The sequence below is a fragment of the Marinimicrobium agarilyticum DSM 16975 genome (assembly GCF_000423345.1).
Taxonomy (GTDB): domain Bacteria; phylum Pseudomonadota; class Gammaproteobacteria; order Pseudomonadales; family Cellvibrionaceae; genus Marinimicrobium; species Marinimicrobium agarilyticum.
Genome location: NZ_AUHU01000009.1, coordinates 65604 through 82016, shown reverse-complemented (window position 1 = coordinate 82016; position 16413 = coordinate 65604). Strand labels below are relative to the sequence as shown.

General features: G+C 54.5%; 10 protein-coding genes. 9 read left to right on the top strand and 1 reads right to left on the bottom strand.

The features are described from left to right. Nucleotides 1–522 precede the first annotated feature (522 nt). The gene (locus G547_RS24060; RefSeq protein WP_084645909.1) at nt 523–714 is read right to left on the bottom strand and encodes a helix-turn-helix domain-containing protein; all 192 of its coding nucleotides are present in this window, start codon (nt 712–714) and stop codon (nt 523–525) included. A gap of 250 nt (nt 715–964) precedes the next feature. On the opposite strand from G547_RS24060, the gene G547_RS24055 reads away from it, so the two are divergent. The 9 genes from G547_RS24055 (at nt 965) to G547_RS0110870 (ending at nt 15954) form a co-directional block, all read left to right on the top strand. Next, the gene (locus G547_RS24055; protein WP_084645906.1) at nt 965–1810 is read left to right on the top strand and encodes a replication protein RepA; all 846 of its coding nucleotides are present in this window, start codon (nt 965–967) and stop codon (nt 1808–1810) included. Between the two features lie 426 nt (nt 1811–2236). Next, nucleotides 2237–5752: a type I restriction-modification system endonuclease gene (hsdR, locus tag G547_RS0110910; RefSeq protein ID WP_027329889.1), complete on the top strand. Its 3516-nt coding sequence runs from the start codon at nt 2237–2239 to the stop codon at nt 5750–5752. 142 nt (nt 5753–5894) lie between these two features. Further along, nucleotides 5895–6974, top strand: coding sequence for a Fic family protein (locus G547_RS0110905; protein WP_027329888.1), 1080 nt, complete (start codon nt 5895–5897; stop codon nt 6972–6974). A 21-nt stretch (nt 6975–6995) separates the two neighbouring features. Continuing rightward, on the top strand, nt 6996–8627 hold the full coding sequence (locus tag G547_RS0110900; RefSeq protein ID WP_027329887.1) for a class I SAM-dependent DNA methyltransferase: 1632 nt from the start codon (nt 6996–6998) through the stop codon (nt 8625–8627). After that, on the top strand, nt 8624–9961 hold the full coding sequence (locus G547_RS21045) for a restriction endonuclease subunit S (RefSeq protein WP_051235264.1): 1338 nt from the start codon (nt 8624–8626) through the stop codon (nt 9959–9961). Before G547_RS0110900 ends, G547_RS21045 begins: the two co-directional genes overlap by 4 nt. Nucleotides 9962–10000: 39 nt before the next feature. After that, nucleotides 10001–12259 (top strand): McrB family protein, encoded by a 2259-nt coding sequence (locus tag G547_RS0110890; RefSeq protein ID WP_051235262.1) that lies wholly within the window; start codon nt 10001–10003, stop codon nt 12257–12259. Between the two features lies 1 nt (nt 12260). Then, complete coding sequence (locus G547_RS0110885; RefSeq protein ID WP_027329885.1) at nt 12261–13802, top strand: DUF2357 domain-containing protein; 1542 nt, start codon at nt 12261–12263, stop codon at nt 13800–13802. A gap of 588 nt (nt 13803–14390) precedes the next feature. After that, nucleotides 14391–15482: a helix-turn-helix domain-containing protein gene (locus tag G547_RS21040; protein ID WP_084645904.1), complete on the top strand. Its 1092-nt coding sequence runs from the start codon at nt 14391–14393 to the stop codon at nt 15480–15482. Then, complete coding sequence (locus G547_RS0110870) at nt 15457–15954, top strand: PIN domain-containing protein (protein WP_027329884.1); 498 nt, start codon at nt 15457–15459, stop codon at nt 15952–15954. Before G547_RS21040 ends, G547_RS0110870 begins: the two co-directional genes overlap by 26 nt. The last annotated feature ends 459 nt before the right edge of the window (nt 15955–16413 follow it).

The following is a 16413-nucleotide window of genomic DNA, read 5'->3' as shown; positions in this document are numbered from 1 at the left end:
AGGATCGTAAATTGTTCCGTTGGTGCATTGTACCAGTAGTACAATTGACGTCAGAGTGGGGGGCTAGATCCAGAAGAGAATTCGGATTGCCGCAGTTGACTTGAGAGAGTCCAACTCTCAGAATATTTGGAAATTACCGGGTACGTATATTCATATGTCCATGACCTTAGCGCTAACAGCCTATCTATCATTCATCCTGTTTCTCACGGTGGTATGTGTTCTCGGAATAGTTCATGGCGACCGTCTTGAGCGGTTGGCTTACAAAAAGTTTAAAGGTAGCCATTGAGGCCACCTATTTTTTGGGAATTTGATCGCAGTCAGAAAATCTGGCTCTCAGATTGTCAGATGCTTTTTATCCATGACTGTATATCGGATAGCCTCCACAGAGCCTTTCTTATTCCACGAATTTTTCTAGGTACAAGCCCCTGACGCTCTCTTCGCCACCACGTGGTTTTGCTGATCCCGGTGATTCTCCGGCGCTCTTGCTCATCTATCAGTCTGTCCTCAATATTCATTACATTCTCAGTCATTTGATACCTCAATTCTATTTCGCGTTATCCACTGAATGATTTCCGGCCGTAGAAAGTAGATTTTCTTTCCGTTTGGGCGATAGTAGGGAATCTTTCTAGAGCTGGTAAGTTTGTACAGGTAGGACAAACTAACTCCCAGTAGCTCCGCGCATTGGTGGGAGCTAATCAGATCATTTGTATCCATAAGGTTACCCTCTCGTTGTAAGTAGGGTTTAATTATCTCAGAAATAATTTATCAGTTTGCTTCGGTTTCCCGCCCATTTTGGGCGGGAAACCGCGACTAAGAGCGTCCAATAGACAAAAAATGAGGATATGAGAAAAAATTAACCACTAGGTCGCGTAAAGCACCCAAAATGGGCGAGAAACCGAGGCCAACAACCATACGATGCTGTTTACTATAGCTGTTCCCGTTAGAGAGTTGATGCGAGAACATTATGAAAACAGTTGCTTCCCTCCGAGAGGAAAGCCTAAGCGAATTTATGGCCAATCGGCGCCTTCTGTTCGCACCCACCTTCATTTGTAAGGTTTCGCCGTTCCCGGAGGTTATAGTCTCAGGTCAAGGCGGGGATACGTTTTCTCGAGAGAATGGACGAGATTCGGTATCTGTCGTCTGCCATGACGACTATGGAATGCCATATGGTATTTTTTGCCGATTTCTTCTGATACTGATAACCACAGTTGGCTGTGTGAAGAAAACAACTGAAATTGATCTTGGGTCAATAGCACAGGTATTGGATGCACTTCGAACACCCAAAAGTGCAGAATACTATAGGGCTATTCGAAAGCAGATCTTAGCGCTATCTCATTGCATCATCTGCATTAGGCATCAGGAAGGAAACAGGATTATATCGATAAGAAACCACCTTCCGGTGAAGGAATCAATATCGAAAAAAGTGCCAAAAGGCGGGTTCTGGCCGGCACGAATAGTGTTAAGCGGGGATTTTCTAGCTGATGCGCTACGAAACGCGATGCCGGTAAAACCTGAGGTACTGACCAGCCTTAGGTCGCCACTAGCGCTGGATGTATATCTGTGGATCTCATGGAGGTCGGGCTCAATATCTGGCCCGTTGATTCGTGTTGGCTGGCTTAACTTGCGAAACCAGTTTGGTTCACAAACTCAGTCACTGAGGGCATTTCGGTCGAGGTTTTTGAGGGTGTTAAGGCGTGTTGAACTTGTCTATCCAGAACTGTCTGGCAGGTACTCCGCTGACGCAAAGCATTTTACTCTACTGAAATTGCCGTCTCCGGTGAGAAGGGGGCGTAAACCGTCCTGTGGATAACTTTGGGGATACGAGATTATTGGTTGTACATTCAGTTACGCTTGGATTTGTGCCGTTTGTACAATCGTTTACACCTTGTTTGTATATTTGATTACGGGTATTTGTACATTCGGTTACGCACTCCGGGCTCATGTGATTGATAACTGATTGATTTATAACGACTTATTCAGGTTGTTGAGGGTTGGCAAGTAGTTATACAAGTAGGGTTCAAATAGTGAAAGATGACAAATAGTATTGGGGCTGTGGAATTTGGGGATAACACCGTGTCATTGAGGGCTTGGAGTGGTCTGGTCACGGACTGAGATCATAGGTTATTCTGGGCGCCAATCATTTGTCTCGGTGCGACAAAGCACTTAATGCGTCAAAATATGTGATCAGCCACTCCAAAATGAGGCGTTCGCGAGAATACGGAACAGGGGCTAGCCGGTGGAGAACAAGCACAACACGGATTCAGTGAATTTCGGCTTTCTCGCAGAGCACGATGCCCTGTTCGTCCAGCTGGCTACCGCCGCCGAGCGCGCCTTCTCCAGCGACCCCAACACCACCCTGATCAAACTGCGTCAGCTCGGCGAAGCCCTCGCTCAGAATCTTGCCGCGCGTTCCGGGGTTGATTTTGACCGCGAAACCAGTCAATCGGAGCTCCTCTACCGGGTAAACCGCGAGCTGCGGCTGGACCCCAGGGTGCGGGAGATGTTTCACACCCTGCGGATCGAGGGCAACAAGGCCACCCACCAGTTCGAAACCCGCCACAAAGAGGCCATGGACGGCCTTAAAATTGCTCGCGAGCTCGCCATTTGGTTTCACGACTCGTTCAGCAAGGCGGGGACCAAGTTCAAAGCCGGGCCTTTTACCCCACCACGCGACCCCAGTGGCCAGTTGCGCCAGCTGCAAAACGATATTGAGAAGCTGAAACACGACCTGCTGCAGACCAATATCCAACTGGAGGATAGCCAGCAACTCAATGAACTGGTGAGCCAGGAGCGCGAGGAATACGAGGCTCTGGCGGTAGCGATGGACGAAGAGTCCCGAGCACTCGCCGAGCAAGCCAAAGCTCACGAGGTGTCCCTGGCGGCACAGCGATCCGGCTACGAACAGAAAATTCGGGACTTGCAGGCACAGCTTGCAGCACAGGGTCCGCAAGCGCAGTCAGCTGAGCGGCAAAAGGTCTCCAGGCGCACTCATGCAGCCAGCCAGCACATTGTCCTGAGTGAAGAGCTGACCCGCATCCTGATCGACCAGCAACTGGTGGAAGCCGGTTGGGACGCCGACAGCCAGGATCTCACCTATCAGAAAGGCGCACGCCCTGAGAAAGGCTCCTACAAAGCCATTGCCGAGTGGCCCACCCAACATGGCCCCGCGGATTACTTGTTGTTCGCGGGCCTGACGCCCATCGCGGTGGTCGAGGCCAAAAAAGAGAACAAAAACGTCGCCGGCAAGATCGGTCAGGCCGAGCGCTACAGCCGGGGGGTAAAGGTGGCGCCGCCTCTGGCGGGTGCTTGGGAGCTGGAGGGCCGCACCATTGCTTGGCCGGATGAGGCAGACGGCCACTATAAGGTCCCCTTCGTCTATTCCTGTAACGGACGGCCCTACGTCCAGCAGCTCGCCGAGCAGTCCGGCACCTGGTTCCGGGATGTCCGTGAACCCAGTAATACCAAGCGGGCCATCGCCAGCTTTCACTCCCCCGCCGGCTTGTTGGACCTTCTAAAGCGCAGCCGGGAAGATGCCGAGGCCAAGCTCGCCAAAGAGCCCTTTGGCTACCTGAAGCTGCGGGACTATCAGGAAAAAGCCATCGTGGCCGCCGAAGAGGCACTGGCCGCCGACGCTCGCCGGATACTGCTGGCCATGGCGACAGGCACCGGCAAGACCCGCACCATTCTTGGTCTGATGTATCGCCTTCTGAGTGCGGAACGTTTCCACCGCATCCTGTTTCTGGTGGACCGCCGAACGCTGGGCCAACAAGCCCTGGATGCCTTTGAAGAGGCGCCCCTGGAGCAGAATCAGTCCCTATCCCAGATATACAACATCGCTGAACTGGGCGATATGGCCGCCGAAGCCGAAACCCGCATCCAGGTGGCCACGGTACAGTCCATGGTCAAGCGGGTATTCATGAGCGACGACCCGCCTCCGGTGGACCAGTTTGACTGCATCATCGTGGACGAAGCCCACCGGGGTTACACCCTGGATCAGGACATGACCGAAGGTGAGCTGGCCACCCGAGATACCGGTCAGTACCTCTCCAGCTACCGCCGGGTGCTGGACTACTTTGATGCCATCAAAATCGGGCTGACCGCCACCCCCGCCAAGCACACCAGCGACATCTTTGGCCGCCCGGTATACACCTATTCCTACCGGGAAGCCGTGGCCGATGACTGGCTGATCGACTACGAGCCTCCGATTCGCTACGAAACCCTGCTCACGCAGCAGGGAATCCGCTTTGAAAAAGGCGAACAGGTCAGCGCCATCAACACCCAGACCGGTGAAGTGGAAGCGGCCGAGCTGGAGGATGAGCTCAGCTTCGATGTGGAATCCTTCAACCGCCGGGTCATCAACGAAAACTTCAACCGGGTGATCTGTGAACAGCTGGTAGACGAGCTGGAGCCCTTCGGCGATGAAAAAACGCTGATCTTTTGCGCCACGGACCTGCACGCCGATATGGTCAAACGCCTGCTGGATGAAGCCTTCAAGGAAGAGTACGGGGAAAGTTACAATCAGGCCGCTGTGGCCAAAATTACCGGCGAAAGCGACAAAGTCGACCAACTCATTCGACAGTACAAGAACGAGCGCAACCCCAACATCGCCATCACCGTGGACCTACTCACCACCGGCATTGACGTGCCCGCCATCTGCAACTTGGTGTTCCTGCGCCGGGTCCGTTCGCGCATCCTTTACGAGCAGATGATAGGCCGCGCCACCCGCCGCTGCGACGACATCGGCAAAACCGTCTTTCGAATCTTCGACCCCGTGGATATATTCGCTGCCCTGGCCGACGTCAATACCATGAAACCCCTGGTCAAAGACCCCAACGTAACCCTGGAGCAGCTGACCGGTGAACTCACGGACCCACCCACGCTGGAGCGGGCCCTGAATGCACCGGGTGAGCAGCAGGGCGAAAGCCAGGCCGATGTGGTGCTGAGCCAGCTCAGCCAGAAAGTCATGCGAGTGTTACGAAAAGCGGAGAAAAAGGCCGAGAGCAAACCGGCGGTGAAAGAAAAGCTCACCGAGCTGGAACAGCTCTGGGGCGTGGAGCCGAAGTCACTGCATAAGCACTTGAAGGAGCTCGGCCCGACCCAAGCGGCGGAATTCATCCGCCAGCATGCCGGGCTGGTCAGCCAACTGGGAGAGGTCAACACCCTGCTGGGCAGTGAGCGCCAGCCTGTTTTGTCCTACCATGACGATGAGTTTAAGAGGCGCCAGCAGAGCTACGGTGTGCATGAGAAACCGGCTGACTACCTCGACAGCTTCAACCAGTTCATCAAGGAGCAATTAAACCAGTCCGCCGCCCTTTCCGTGGTGGTGAATAAGCCCCGCGACCTGACCCGCGAGCAACTCCGGGAAATCCGCTTGCTCCTCGACCATGCAGGCTACTCGGAAACCAGGCTCCGCACCGCCGTGCGCAACCAGACCAACCAGGACATTGCCGCCAGCGTCATCGGCCATATCCGCCGCGCTGCCCTGGGCGAGCCCCTTATTCCATTCGAGCAACGGGTCCAGCAGGGGATGGAGCGCCTCTACGCCCAGCACCAGTGGAACCCCAAGCAGCGTAAATGGCTGGACCGGCTGGCCAAACAACTTGTCCACGAAGTGATTATCGACTGGGAGTTCGTCAATGACCGCTTTGCGGACTACGGTGGCGCCAAAAACCTCGATAAGATCCTTGATGATCAGTTGGATAGCGTTCTGGAAGAGCTGGGGGATGCTATTTGGTCCTCTGAAGGCGCATAAATGCTATACCTATTTGAAAAACGTTTATAGATGTTGACAATAAGTATACATTAACCGAAAAAAATATATAAAATATCGCGTTTTCTATACATAAATAAGGTCTGCTGACCAAACTCCGACCCGACGGTACAGGAACACACTCATGGCCACCGAGCTCCCCAGCCTCCCATTGGCCCAAATTGCTGACCTGGAAACCCGCGCGGTACTGAAGAAAGTGGCCGAGGCGCACCGCCACCTAGCGGAGCTCAAGGGCGTGGCCGCCACCATCCCCAATGAAGCCATCCTGATCAATACTCTGAGTTTGCAAGAGGCCAAGGACAGCTCCGAAATCGAAAACATCGTGACCACCCACGACGAGCTCTACCGGGCGGACCTGTTTGATGAGAGCATCACCAACCCGGCCACCAAAGAGGTACAGAATTACGCCTTCGCCCTGCGCCAAGGCTTTCAAGTGGTACGCCAACAGAAGCTGATACGGCGATCGGATATTCTGGAGATCCAGCAGCACCTGGAGAAGAACAATGCCGGTTTGCGTCGCCTGCCGGGAACCGAGCTGAAAAATGCCAAAACCGGCGAGGTCGTCTATACACCACCGCAGCACCCAGACGATGTCGCCCGTTTAATGGACAACCTGGTTCACTACATTAACGACGATGATCTCTGTGATGCCGATCCGCTGGTAAAAATGGCCATTATCCACCACCAGTTTGAGAGCATTCATCCGTTCTATGACGGCAATGGCCGCACCGGCCGCATACTCAATATCCTGTATTTGGTGGCCAAGGATCTGCTTAACCTCCCGGTGCTCTACCTGAGCCGCTTTATCATTCACCACAAAGCCGACTACTACGCGCAACTTCAGGCGGTACGGGAAACTGGCAACTGGGAACCCTGGTTGCTGTACATGCTCTCCGGCGTGTCGGATACCGCGCAGAACACCATTGAGCTGATCACCGCCATCAAGCAACTGATGAAAGACTACAAACACCGGATAAGAGCGCAGCTACCCAAAATCTATCGACAGGAGCTATTGAACAACTTGTTCAATCACCCCTACACAAAGATCGAGTTCGTCATGAGCGATCTGGATGTATCGCGGATTACCGCCACCAAATACCTGGACCAGCTTGTCGAGCACCAGTTTCTGGATAAGCAGAAAATTGGCCGAGCCAACTACTACATCAATGCCCCGCTGTGCGACCTGCTGGTCGACCATCGCTAAGCATCACTCAACGGAATCACTATGACCAACAACGATATCGTCCAAAAACTCTGGAACCTGTGCGACGTCCTGCGTGACGACGGCATTAACTACTCGGACTACGTCACCGAGCTAGTGCTGCTGCTGTTTATCAAAATGGTCCACGAGAACACTGAAGCGGGCACCCTGAAAAAGCACCCTCTGCCCAAAGGCTGCCGCTGGACCGACCTGAACGAAAAATCCGGCCTCAACCTGCTTAACGACTACAAACGCATACTCCTGAGCCTGTCCACCGGCACCGACGGCGAGGGCAACCAGGTCCACGAAGACCCGCTGATCAGCGCCATCTATGCCGACGCCCAAACCCGGCTGCGCGAGCCCCGTCATCTGGAGCAAATGATCAAGACTCTGGACCAAATTGATTGGTTTAGCGCCAAACAAGACGGGTTGGGGGATCTCTACGAGGGCCTGCTGGAGAAAAACGCCAATGAGACGAAATCCGGGGCTGGCCAGTACTTCACCCCACGCGCCCTGATCAACAGCATGGTCCGCTGTCTGAAGCCCCAGCCACTGGAAGTCATTCAGGACCCCTCTGCCGGTACGGCGGGCTTTCTGATCGCCGCCGACCAGTACATCAAAGACCAGACCGATGATCTGTTCGACCTGAGTGCGAAAGATCAAAAATTCCAGAAGAACAAAGCCTTTGTCGGCATTGAGCTGGTTCCCGGCACACGCCGCTTGGCGCTGATGAACTGCCTGCTGCACGGCATGGAAGGCGATGACGAAGGCGTAGTACACATGGGCAACGCCTTGGGCCAGGCGGGCAGCACTCTGCCCAAGGCCGATATCATCTTGGCCAACCCGCCCTTTGGTACCTCCAAAGGCGGCGAAGCCAGCATCACTCGGGATGACCTCACCTACAAAACCAGCAACAAGCAGCTCGCTTTTTTGCAACACATCTACCGGGGCCTGAAACCCGGCGGCCGTGCCGCTATCGTTTTGCCGGATAACGTACTGTTTGAGGCGAATACAGGCACTGACATTCGCCGGGACCTGATGCACAAATGCAACCTGCACACCATCCTGCGCCTGCCCACCGGCATCTTCTACGCCCAGGGCGTAAAAACCAATGTGCTTTTCTTCACCAAGGGCACCGCTAAAAACCCAATTCAGGACGAAAACTGCACCAAGAACGTCTGGGTATACGACCTGCGCACCAATATGCCCAACTTCGGCAAACGCACCCCCTTTACTGAAGGCCACCTAGAACCCTTTGAAAAGGTGTACGGCAAAAAGCCCGACGGCACCAGCAAACGCACCGAAGGCGAGTGGAGCTTTAACGCCGAAGACATCGACCTGTCCGACGAGGCCAAGCAAGCCAAAGAAAACCAGAGTGTAGATGAACGCCTGGCCCACAGCCGCTGGCGCTGTTTCTCCCGTGAGTGGATTGCCGAAAACAAGGACGACTCCCTCGATATCAGCTGGCTGAAAGATAAAGACAGTGTGGATGCCGCTAACTTGCCGGGGCCGGAAGTGCTGGCGGGTGAGGCCATGAGCGAGCTTGTGCAGGCGTTGGGTGAGCTGGATGGGCTCATGAGGGAGTTGGGGGCTGAGGAGGAGGCGAATGCTCAGCGGGTACTACTGAGCGAATGTATGAGCGAGGCTGGACAATGAGTCTTGGGTACCTTGGAGATTCGCTCCCAAAACTATGGTGCGCTCCCCTACTCGCTGAGTTGACAACTCCAAAACAGTGGAAAACTATTCCGAAAACTGCTTTGTTAAAAGAAGGGTTCACCGTATATGGGGCTAACGGTGAAATTGGATTCTTTAGTGAATACACTCACGCAAGTCCAACCATAATGATCACCTGCCGTGGCGCAACTTGCGGAAATTTACATATCTCAAAGCCCTACTCTTACATAAACGGAAATGCGATGGCGCTAGACCATCAACCAATTGACCTGGTCGGACTGAAGTTTCTTTACTATGTGCTTAAAGCCAGAGGTTTAGAGGACACAATCTCGGGATCTGCGCAGCCTCAAATTACGGGTAAAGGGTTGGAGGCGGTTAGAGTTCCGCTTCCCCCGCTCGCCGAACAAAAAGCCATCGCCGACAAGCTCGATGCCCTCCTGGCCCAGGTGGAAGCCACCAAAGCCCGCCTCGAACGCATCCCCAAAATCCTAAAACACTTCCGCCAATCTGTCCTTGCTTCAGCAGTTAAAGGTGATTTGACTGAAGAGTGGCGAAAGTCTAAGGGTTGCACGTTTCCATATATAAATCGCAGTTTATCGGAAGTCATTTTCGAAATGCGTAACGGGCTATCGTCTAAGCCAAATGCGAAAGGGGTTGGTCACCCTATTCTTAGAATAAGCTCAGTAAGGCCGTTTACAGTCAACCAAGACGATATTCGGAATCTTGAGGTCTCAAAGAAAGATGAGGAGCGATATGCAATATCCCCAGATGACCTACTGTTTACCCGCTACAATGGGAGTGTTGATTTTGTTGGCGTTTGCGCCCGAGTAAGGAGTCTTGACCATCCTGTTCTTCTCTATCCAGATAAGCTGATTCGTGTTCGGGTAGATGATAATCAGCTCGTCCCAGGATACTTGGAATTGTTTGCAGCGAGCCAAGAGGCGCGCGAGTATATTTACTCCCTCGTAAAATCAACATCGGGCCAGAAGGGAATATCCGGTAAAGATTTGAAGCAAATGAGGATAAAGCTACCCTCAGTCGAGGAGCAAATCGAAATCGTTCGTCAAGTAGATCAGTTTTTCAACTATGCCGAACGAGTCGAAAAGCAGGTTAATAATGCGTTGGTCCGGATCAATAACCTCACTCAATCCATCCTGGCCAAGGCTTTCCGTGGCGAGCTCACCGAACAATGGCGCAACGATAACCCGGACCTGATGTCCGGCGAAAACAGCGCCGAAGCGCTATTACAGCGAATCAAAGCCGAACGCGAACGGTTAATCGCCCAAAATCCCAAGCGACAACGAAGATCCAAATAGTACGGAAGCCGGTTGATCACCCATAACAAGAGGTAAACAATGGCGACGCAGTTGAATTTCACTGAAGACGAAACCCTGAAGGCCACCCTGGAAGGCATCAAGCCCTTTGAGCGCAACCCCGACTGGCTCAGTGGGCTTACTGCTTTTCTGGAGTTTGTTCAAAGTGCCGATCTGGAAACCCGAAAAACGCGCGAGTTCCAGCAGGTGCTGTGGGAGGAAAGCCGGGTGAGCGGTGTCGGCATGGGCACGGTCGACGTCAGTGCGGCGCTGGAGGCTCCCGAGTTTTGCGAGTGGGTGGCGGAGCAGTCCGTGCGTCCGGTGCCGGAGGACCCCGAGGCGCGGCTGGCATTCTTTCAGGCGTTCCATGATGGCCTGGTCTCGCAGATGAAAACCTATTGCAAGCGGGTTGCTTGGGTGAAGATTTTTCGGGTGTTAGCGGCCTTTTATCCCCGCTACTTTACCACTATTACTTATCGACGTATGGCGCTCGAGTGCCACCGGGCCTGGTTTGGCAAACAAAAGAAACCGGGGGGAGTCAAACGCCAGTTGGACTTGATGACACGGTTGCACGACTTACTGGGGCCACCCGATGACAGCCCCCGTTTGCTCGCGGAGCGTATGACCCTGCCGTGGATGGTGTACCAGGAGTATGTCCAAAGCGTCAGTACGGAAGCCGAGGCGGAAACCACGACGGATCAGGGCGAGATTACGTTGAAGCCGTTGCCCGCGCTACAGCGTCGTAAAGGTTTTACCAGCATCCGGGGCGGCCTGGCCTCAATTATCAGTGCGCTGAGCTTTGTGGTGGATGGCGTCAGCCGCGAGGAGCTGATGGACTATCTGCGCTCGGAGTTGCCGGATTACCGGGACAGCAGCCTGCGCACCTTGATCACCATCCTGAAAAATGAATTCTATGTGATTCAGGAACAGGACGGTATATTTACGCAGACCGCGCGCGGCGAGCTTTTCTTGGAAACCCAGGACCCACAAGAACTGATCCCGTTGTTTATTACCCGCACCTTGGGGGTAGATCATGTTCTTTGTGCTCTTAAAGAAAAGGAGCAAAACCAGACCGAGTTGGTTCAATTATTACAAAAGGTCAACCCCGGCTGGACGACCACTTATGCGCCGGCGGCGATGCTCAAGTGGTTGCGGGATTTTGAATTGCTGGAGCAGCAGGCCAATGGCCAATATCGTTTGACGGACATCGGGCGGGATTGGGTCGAGCAGATTCATTGGGAACCGGAGTTTCTGGAGGTTCGATCGCTGGGAGAAGAGCCTGAGCTGAGTAAGAGTAGCGGTGAGGCGTTGTCGGTTGCAACGGTCGACCAAACTCAGTTGATTCAATCTGTCGTGGAGGATACCGCGTTCGCCGAGCGCCTGGTGAGCCAGCTTCACCTGGGCCTTTGGTCCCGCCCGCGCCGACACTTTGCCATTCTGGCGGGCTTGTCCGGTTCCGGTAAAACGCTGCTGGCGCAACGCTACGGTGCGGCACTGGTTCAGCAGTTCAAGGCCGACCCAGCACGCCATGTATTTGTGCAGGCGGTGCAGCCCGGCTGGTATGACCCTTCCCCCTTGTTTGGCTACATCAACCCGCTGGTGCCGGAGAAGTATGAGCGCTCCGGCCTGCTGGACTTTTTATTGCAGGCGTCCAACCACCCGGAGCAACCCTTTGTGGTGATTCTGGACGAGATGAACCTGTCTCACCCGGAGCATTATTTTGCCCCAGTGCTGTCCTCCATGGAGTCAGGGGATCAACTGCGCCTCCATGATGAAGCCGATACCTTTGACGGGGTCCCCAAGGTCATCCCTTTTCCCGCCAATGTGGCCTTTATTGGCACGGTCAATATGGACGAAACCACCCACGGCCTGTCGGATAAGGTGCTGGACCGGGCCTTTACTCTGGAGTTCTGGGATATTGATTTAGCGGACTATCCGCGCTGGGAGCAATTCGGTCTGGAGCCGGCTCAACTGGCGGAGGTGCGTCAATGCCTGTCGGGTTTGCTCACGGCGTTGGCGCCGGAGCGCCTGCACTTTGGCTGGCGTTCGGTTGAGGATGTGTTGTCCTATTTGCAACTGGCGAGGGAGGCGCCGAACTTCAGTATGCGCGAAGCGCTGGATGATGTGGTTTATGCCCGCATTCTGCCCAAGCTGCGCGGCTCGGAGAGTGAGCGGCTACAGGCGGCATTGACTCAGGCGCTGACGGTACTGGATCAGCACGGCTTGTCACGCTGTAAGGCCAAGGTTCAGGCGTTGAAGACCGATCTGTCCGACACCGGCATGATGCGGTTCTGGCGCTGATATGGAGCTGCAGGTCTTTCAGTTTCGTGAGGGTGAGCATCAAGGCGTTGGTGTTCTGTTCGCTGAGGCGACCTTGCGTGGGCTGCAAGAAGCCAGCGACTATCGGATTGCCTGCCCTTGCGAGGGCGCCCAGCTCTTTGTGGATGATGCGCCCCTGCCAAGGGATGCCGTGGGCGATCACTGGTGTTGGTCGCCCGGCTACTATGCCGGGGAAGTGGCGTTGGAGCTGGAGCTGCCCCATCGGGCCGCGCCACTGTGCTACGTCGCCGATATAGGCCCGACGCCCCACAAAACCGGCCGCGAGCAGTACGTAGAGTATCTGGCGCAGATCGTCGATTACGCCCCGGATCTGTTGCTGGGCGCCGAACCCGCTCGACACGGACTGGGTGGGACGTCGGGCACCGCGCTGTCCCTATGGCTGCGCTACGCTCGTCTGCGACAGTTTATCGAACGGTACCGGCGTGGCTTACAGCACATCATCGAACGTCCGATCATTCGTACCCGGAGCCGACGCGAACAACTCGCGCTCCCCAGAGTCCGTCGCGTGGACGGCACGACCTTGCGTCAGCTAGCGCAATCCCCTCAAATGATGGCAGCGCTGTCGGACGTTCCTGTGTCACCGAGTGACGTGCATGAACAGCGACTGGATGTGCCGTTTCACGAGCCGACTTTCGATAATCCTGCCAACCGCCTGATCACCCGCCAGCTGGGCGAGGTTCGCCGCCTGGCGAAGCGGCTGATTAACGACCTGGTCGACTATACCGAACAAGTTTCCGAAACCGTCACCGAGCTGACACCGCGTCTGCCTCGGCGCATCAAGTATTTGCGCCGGGTGGAGAAGCAGCTTGCCCGTCTGTTCCGCCAGGAGCCCTTTAGCAGGGTGGATACACGACAATCCAGCGCCGCTGAGTTGAACGCGGTATCGGGCAACCCTCACTACAGCATGACCCACCGCCTCGGCGTCCGCCTGTTGCGACAGGGGCTCTCGGCATTGGCCGACGATGAGCAACACTACCTGGCGCCCACCTGGGAGATTTATGAGGCGTGGTGCTTTGTCGCGCTGGCCCAGCAGCTCGAAACGCAGCACCCTGAGTACGACTGGAGATTGCGTCAAAACCCCAGAGCCGCTGAAAGAACCCTGGTGGGCCGCAAGGGTGAGCACACCATTACCCTCTATTCGCAGCTCGTGTGTCCGTCCATGGAGAGAACCAACGCTCACGGTTACACCTCAATCAGCCGGGAACGCCGGCCCGACCTAGTGCTCGAATTCGATGACTCAAAGGGCAAGCGGTTTATCTGTCTGGACAGCAAGTATTCCGCCAGCAAGGCCAGAATACTGGATGCCATGGCATCTGCTCACATCTACCGGGACTCCCTCAGGCTGGATGGTCGACCGCCCGATCTATCAATCATTCTGGTGCCAACCAACCAGGCGGTTAGCCTATTAGCGGATGAGGGATACCAAGCTCGTCATGGCGTAGGATGTGTGGCTTTGTCCGCCGCAGAAGATGCCGAAAGGCTGATGGCGCGGCTCATGGCATGACATCTACCTTTTAGAAGAGGTTAAAAACTTTCACATGCGAAAGTTTTAGGCCGCCGCTGGGGTGCTGAGAAAGCTGATTGAGGGGGGAGAGATGATCCCCTCCCCCCGGTCAGTTAACGCCGCTTACGGACCCGGATCGGGAAGACCTTGCCCTTTTTGGGGCGAATGATCTTGCCATTCTTCCGAATGTAAGGGCGAAAAATAACCTCGTACTCGTCGTTTTTGCGAGCCATGAGACTACCCTCGACCTGCATGGCCTTGGAAACTCTGGCTTGACTATTCGCGGGACGAATACTACATTTCATCCTGCAATCACAACGTTGCAAGCACTCGAGAGAGGTGGGCCGCCATGGTAAGTCCGCCTCTTTTGCGTATCCTGGCTCGGGTTGCCGCCCGAGCCGGGAATTCTCATGGCCTCCTGCCTTCTGTAAAAATCCCTTATTTGCCAACTGATTCACATATATCTACCAGATCTAGGGCTAGTCTATTCTTGAAGTTGACAAAAAGTCAACCTTTAACAATAATGTCAACCATAGGTTGTCAATAGCCTGTGGATAACTAATTGTCGACAACCCAGGGGATACTAAAATGCTACATGAGCGCATAAAGCGTGCGCGGGTACTGAAAGGGATGTCTCTCCAGCAGGTGGCGGACGCCTTGGGAGATATCTCCAAGCAGGCACTCTCTAAATACGAAAAGGGTAAGGATGCACCTAATTCCACTCGATTGATCCGGCTGGCAGAAGTGCTAGGTGTCAAGCCCGAGTACTTTTTCCGTCATAGCGATGTAGAGCTTGGGGAGGTCGACTTCCGGAAGCACTCAACTTTTGGTAAGCGCCAGCAGGAAGCCGTTAAGGAGCAGGTGCGAGAGCATCTGGAGCGCTATTTCTCCGTGGAGGAGCTCTTCGACTCTGAAGCTCAGGAGCACTCGGTCGCTCGTTGGCTCCACTCCATCCCCGTAGGAAGTCCCTCTGATGCAGAGGGAGCAGCGGAAAAGCTTCGACAACAATGGGATCTCGGCACCAACCCGATCTCCAATATGACCGAGACCCTAGAAGAGAACGGCGTCAAGGTCGTGGGGCTGGAGGCCCATGAGCAGTTTGACGGCCTTTGTGCTGAGTTGAACAATGGCGCTGATGCAGTGGTGGTTTCTAATATCAATAGGCCAGGCGAGCGGCAACGGTTCAATCTTGCACATGAGCTAGGCCATCTGCTTATGGAAATTCCAGAGAAAGTCCATGGCACCCGCGACGAAGAAAACTGGTGCCACCGGTTTTCTGGTGCCTTTCTGTTTCCAGCCGAACAGGTCAGAGAGACTTTCGGCGAAAGCCGTCACCGGGTGCTGCTAAAAGAGTTCCTGCTGGCGAAGGAAGAATGGGGTATTTCGATTCAAGCGATTCTAAGGCGGTTGTTTGACCTTGAGGTTGTTTCTCAAAGTTATTACCAGTCGACCGCAAAGTTCTTCTCTATCAAAGGTTGGAGAAAGAGCGAGCCACGTGAGCTAAAGCCTGAATCGTCTTACCGCTTGCGCCAGATGGTTTACCGCGCCTTGGCGGAAGACTTGGTGACTCCCTCCCGGGCGGCGGAATTACTGAATACCAGCCTCCACAGTATTGAAAAGGTGCTGGCCAACGAAGATCCGGAAGAGGGAAAGGATGCCTACGAAAGTCCTGGTATCTGATACCAATATTTGGATCGACTTGCATCGTGGCGGTTTGCTGGAGTCAGTCTTTGAGCTCCCGTACCAGTTTGTGACGACGGAGTTTGCGTGGAGCGAGCTTCGTCGCCCACCTGGTGCCGATCTAGTGGCGCTCGGCCTGTCGGTTGAAGTCCTGTCCGGTGAAGCGACCTTGGAGATTTTCGGGCTAAGAGCAACGCTTAAAAACCCATCGTTGGCCGATGTGTCCTGCTACTACTTGGCGGCCTCCCAAGGGTGGACGCTACTCACTGGCGATAAGGCGGTACGACGAGCTTGCCACGCCGAGAATCTGGAAGTTCGTGGCACACTGTGGTTAATGGACGAGCTTTACGAACGCCGAGTGGTTGCCGGGCATACACTGTCTCAAGCACTAAAGAAAGTGCTTGAAGCAGGTGGGCGACTTCCTGAGCATGACTGCAACGCCCGATTTTCTCGTTGGGACAAATCAGAATAATAACCGCCCCAAACTTTCGCATGTGAAAGTTTCTGCATCCACTTGTTGCGACGTGACAACAGTACAATTCAACTAGGCGAGTCTTGAAGGCATTCTCTACCGTTGCCAAGGACCTCCATTCATGGACGACTATAGGTTCATTGCACCGAAACATATAGGTTTGCTGCACCGGACGGGCGTCACACTGCGTGTGAGGCGGCATTTCGCTGCGTAATTGTTCAATCACTGATCTATTTTCGGTGCGAATCGCCCTTTTTGGGGGGGCAAGGAAGCGAGAAATGGGGTTTCACAGGGTGGTAGGTTTGTTGCACAGACATGGCCCTCGGTGAGCCCCACTATAGGTTCGTTGCACCGAAACATATAGGTTTGCTGCACCGGACGGGTGTCCCACTGCGAGTGAGGTGGCATTTCGCTGCGTAATTGTTCAATCACTGATCTATTTTCGGTGCGAATCGCCCT

What these genes read in the sequence shown, in the direction of transcription:
- G547_RS24060 (WP_084645909.1), bottom strand. Translation starts at nt 714, where the DNA reads ATGGATACAAATGATCTGATTAGCTCCCACCAATGCGCGGAGCTACTG.
- G547_RS24055 (WP_084645906.1), top strand. Translation starts at nt 965, where the DNA reads ATGAAAACAGTTGCTTCCCTCCGAGAGGAAAGCCTAAGCGAATTTATG.
- G547_RS0110905 (WP_027329888.1), top strand. Translation starts at nt 5,895, where the DNA reads ATGGCCACCGAGCTCCCCAGCCTCCCATTGGCCCAAATTGCTGACCTG.
- G547_RS0110900 (WP_027329887.1), top strand. Translation starts at nt 6,996, where the DNA reads ATGACCAACAACGATATCGTCCAAAAACTCTGGAACCTGTGCGACGTC.
- G547_RS21045 (WP_051235264.1), top strand. Translation starts at nt 8,624, where the DNA reads ATGAGTCTTGGGTACCTTGGAGATTCGCTCCCAAAACTATGGTGCGCT.
- G547_RS0110890 (WP_051235262.1), top strand. Translation starts at nt 10,001, where the DNA reads ATGGCGACGCAGTTGAATTTCACTGAAGACGAAACCCTGAAGGCCACC.
- G547_RS0110885 (WP_027329885.1), top strand. Translation starts at nt 12,261, where the DNA reads ATGGAGCTGCAGGTCTTTCAGTTTCGTGAGGGTGAGCATCAAGGCGTT.
- G547_RS21040 (WP_084645904.1), top strand. Translation starts at nt 14,391, where the DNA reads ATGCTACATGAGCGCATAAAGCGTGCGCGGGTACTGAAAGGGATGTCT.
- G547_RS0110870 (WP_027329884.1), top strand. Translation starts at nt 15,457, where the DNA reads ATGCCTACGAAAGTCCTGGTATCTGATACCAATATTTGGATCGACTTG.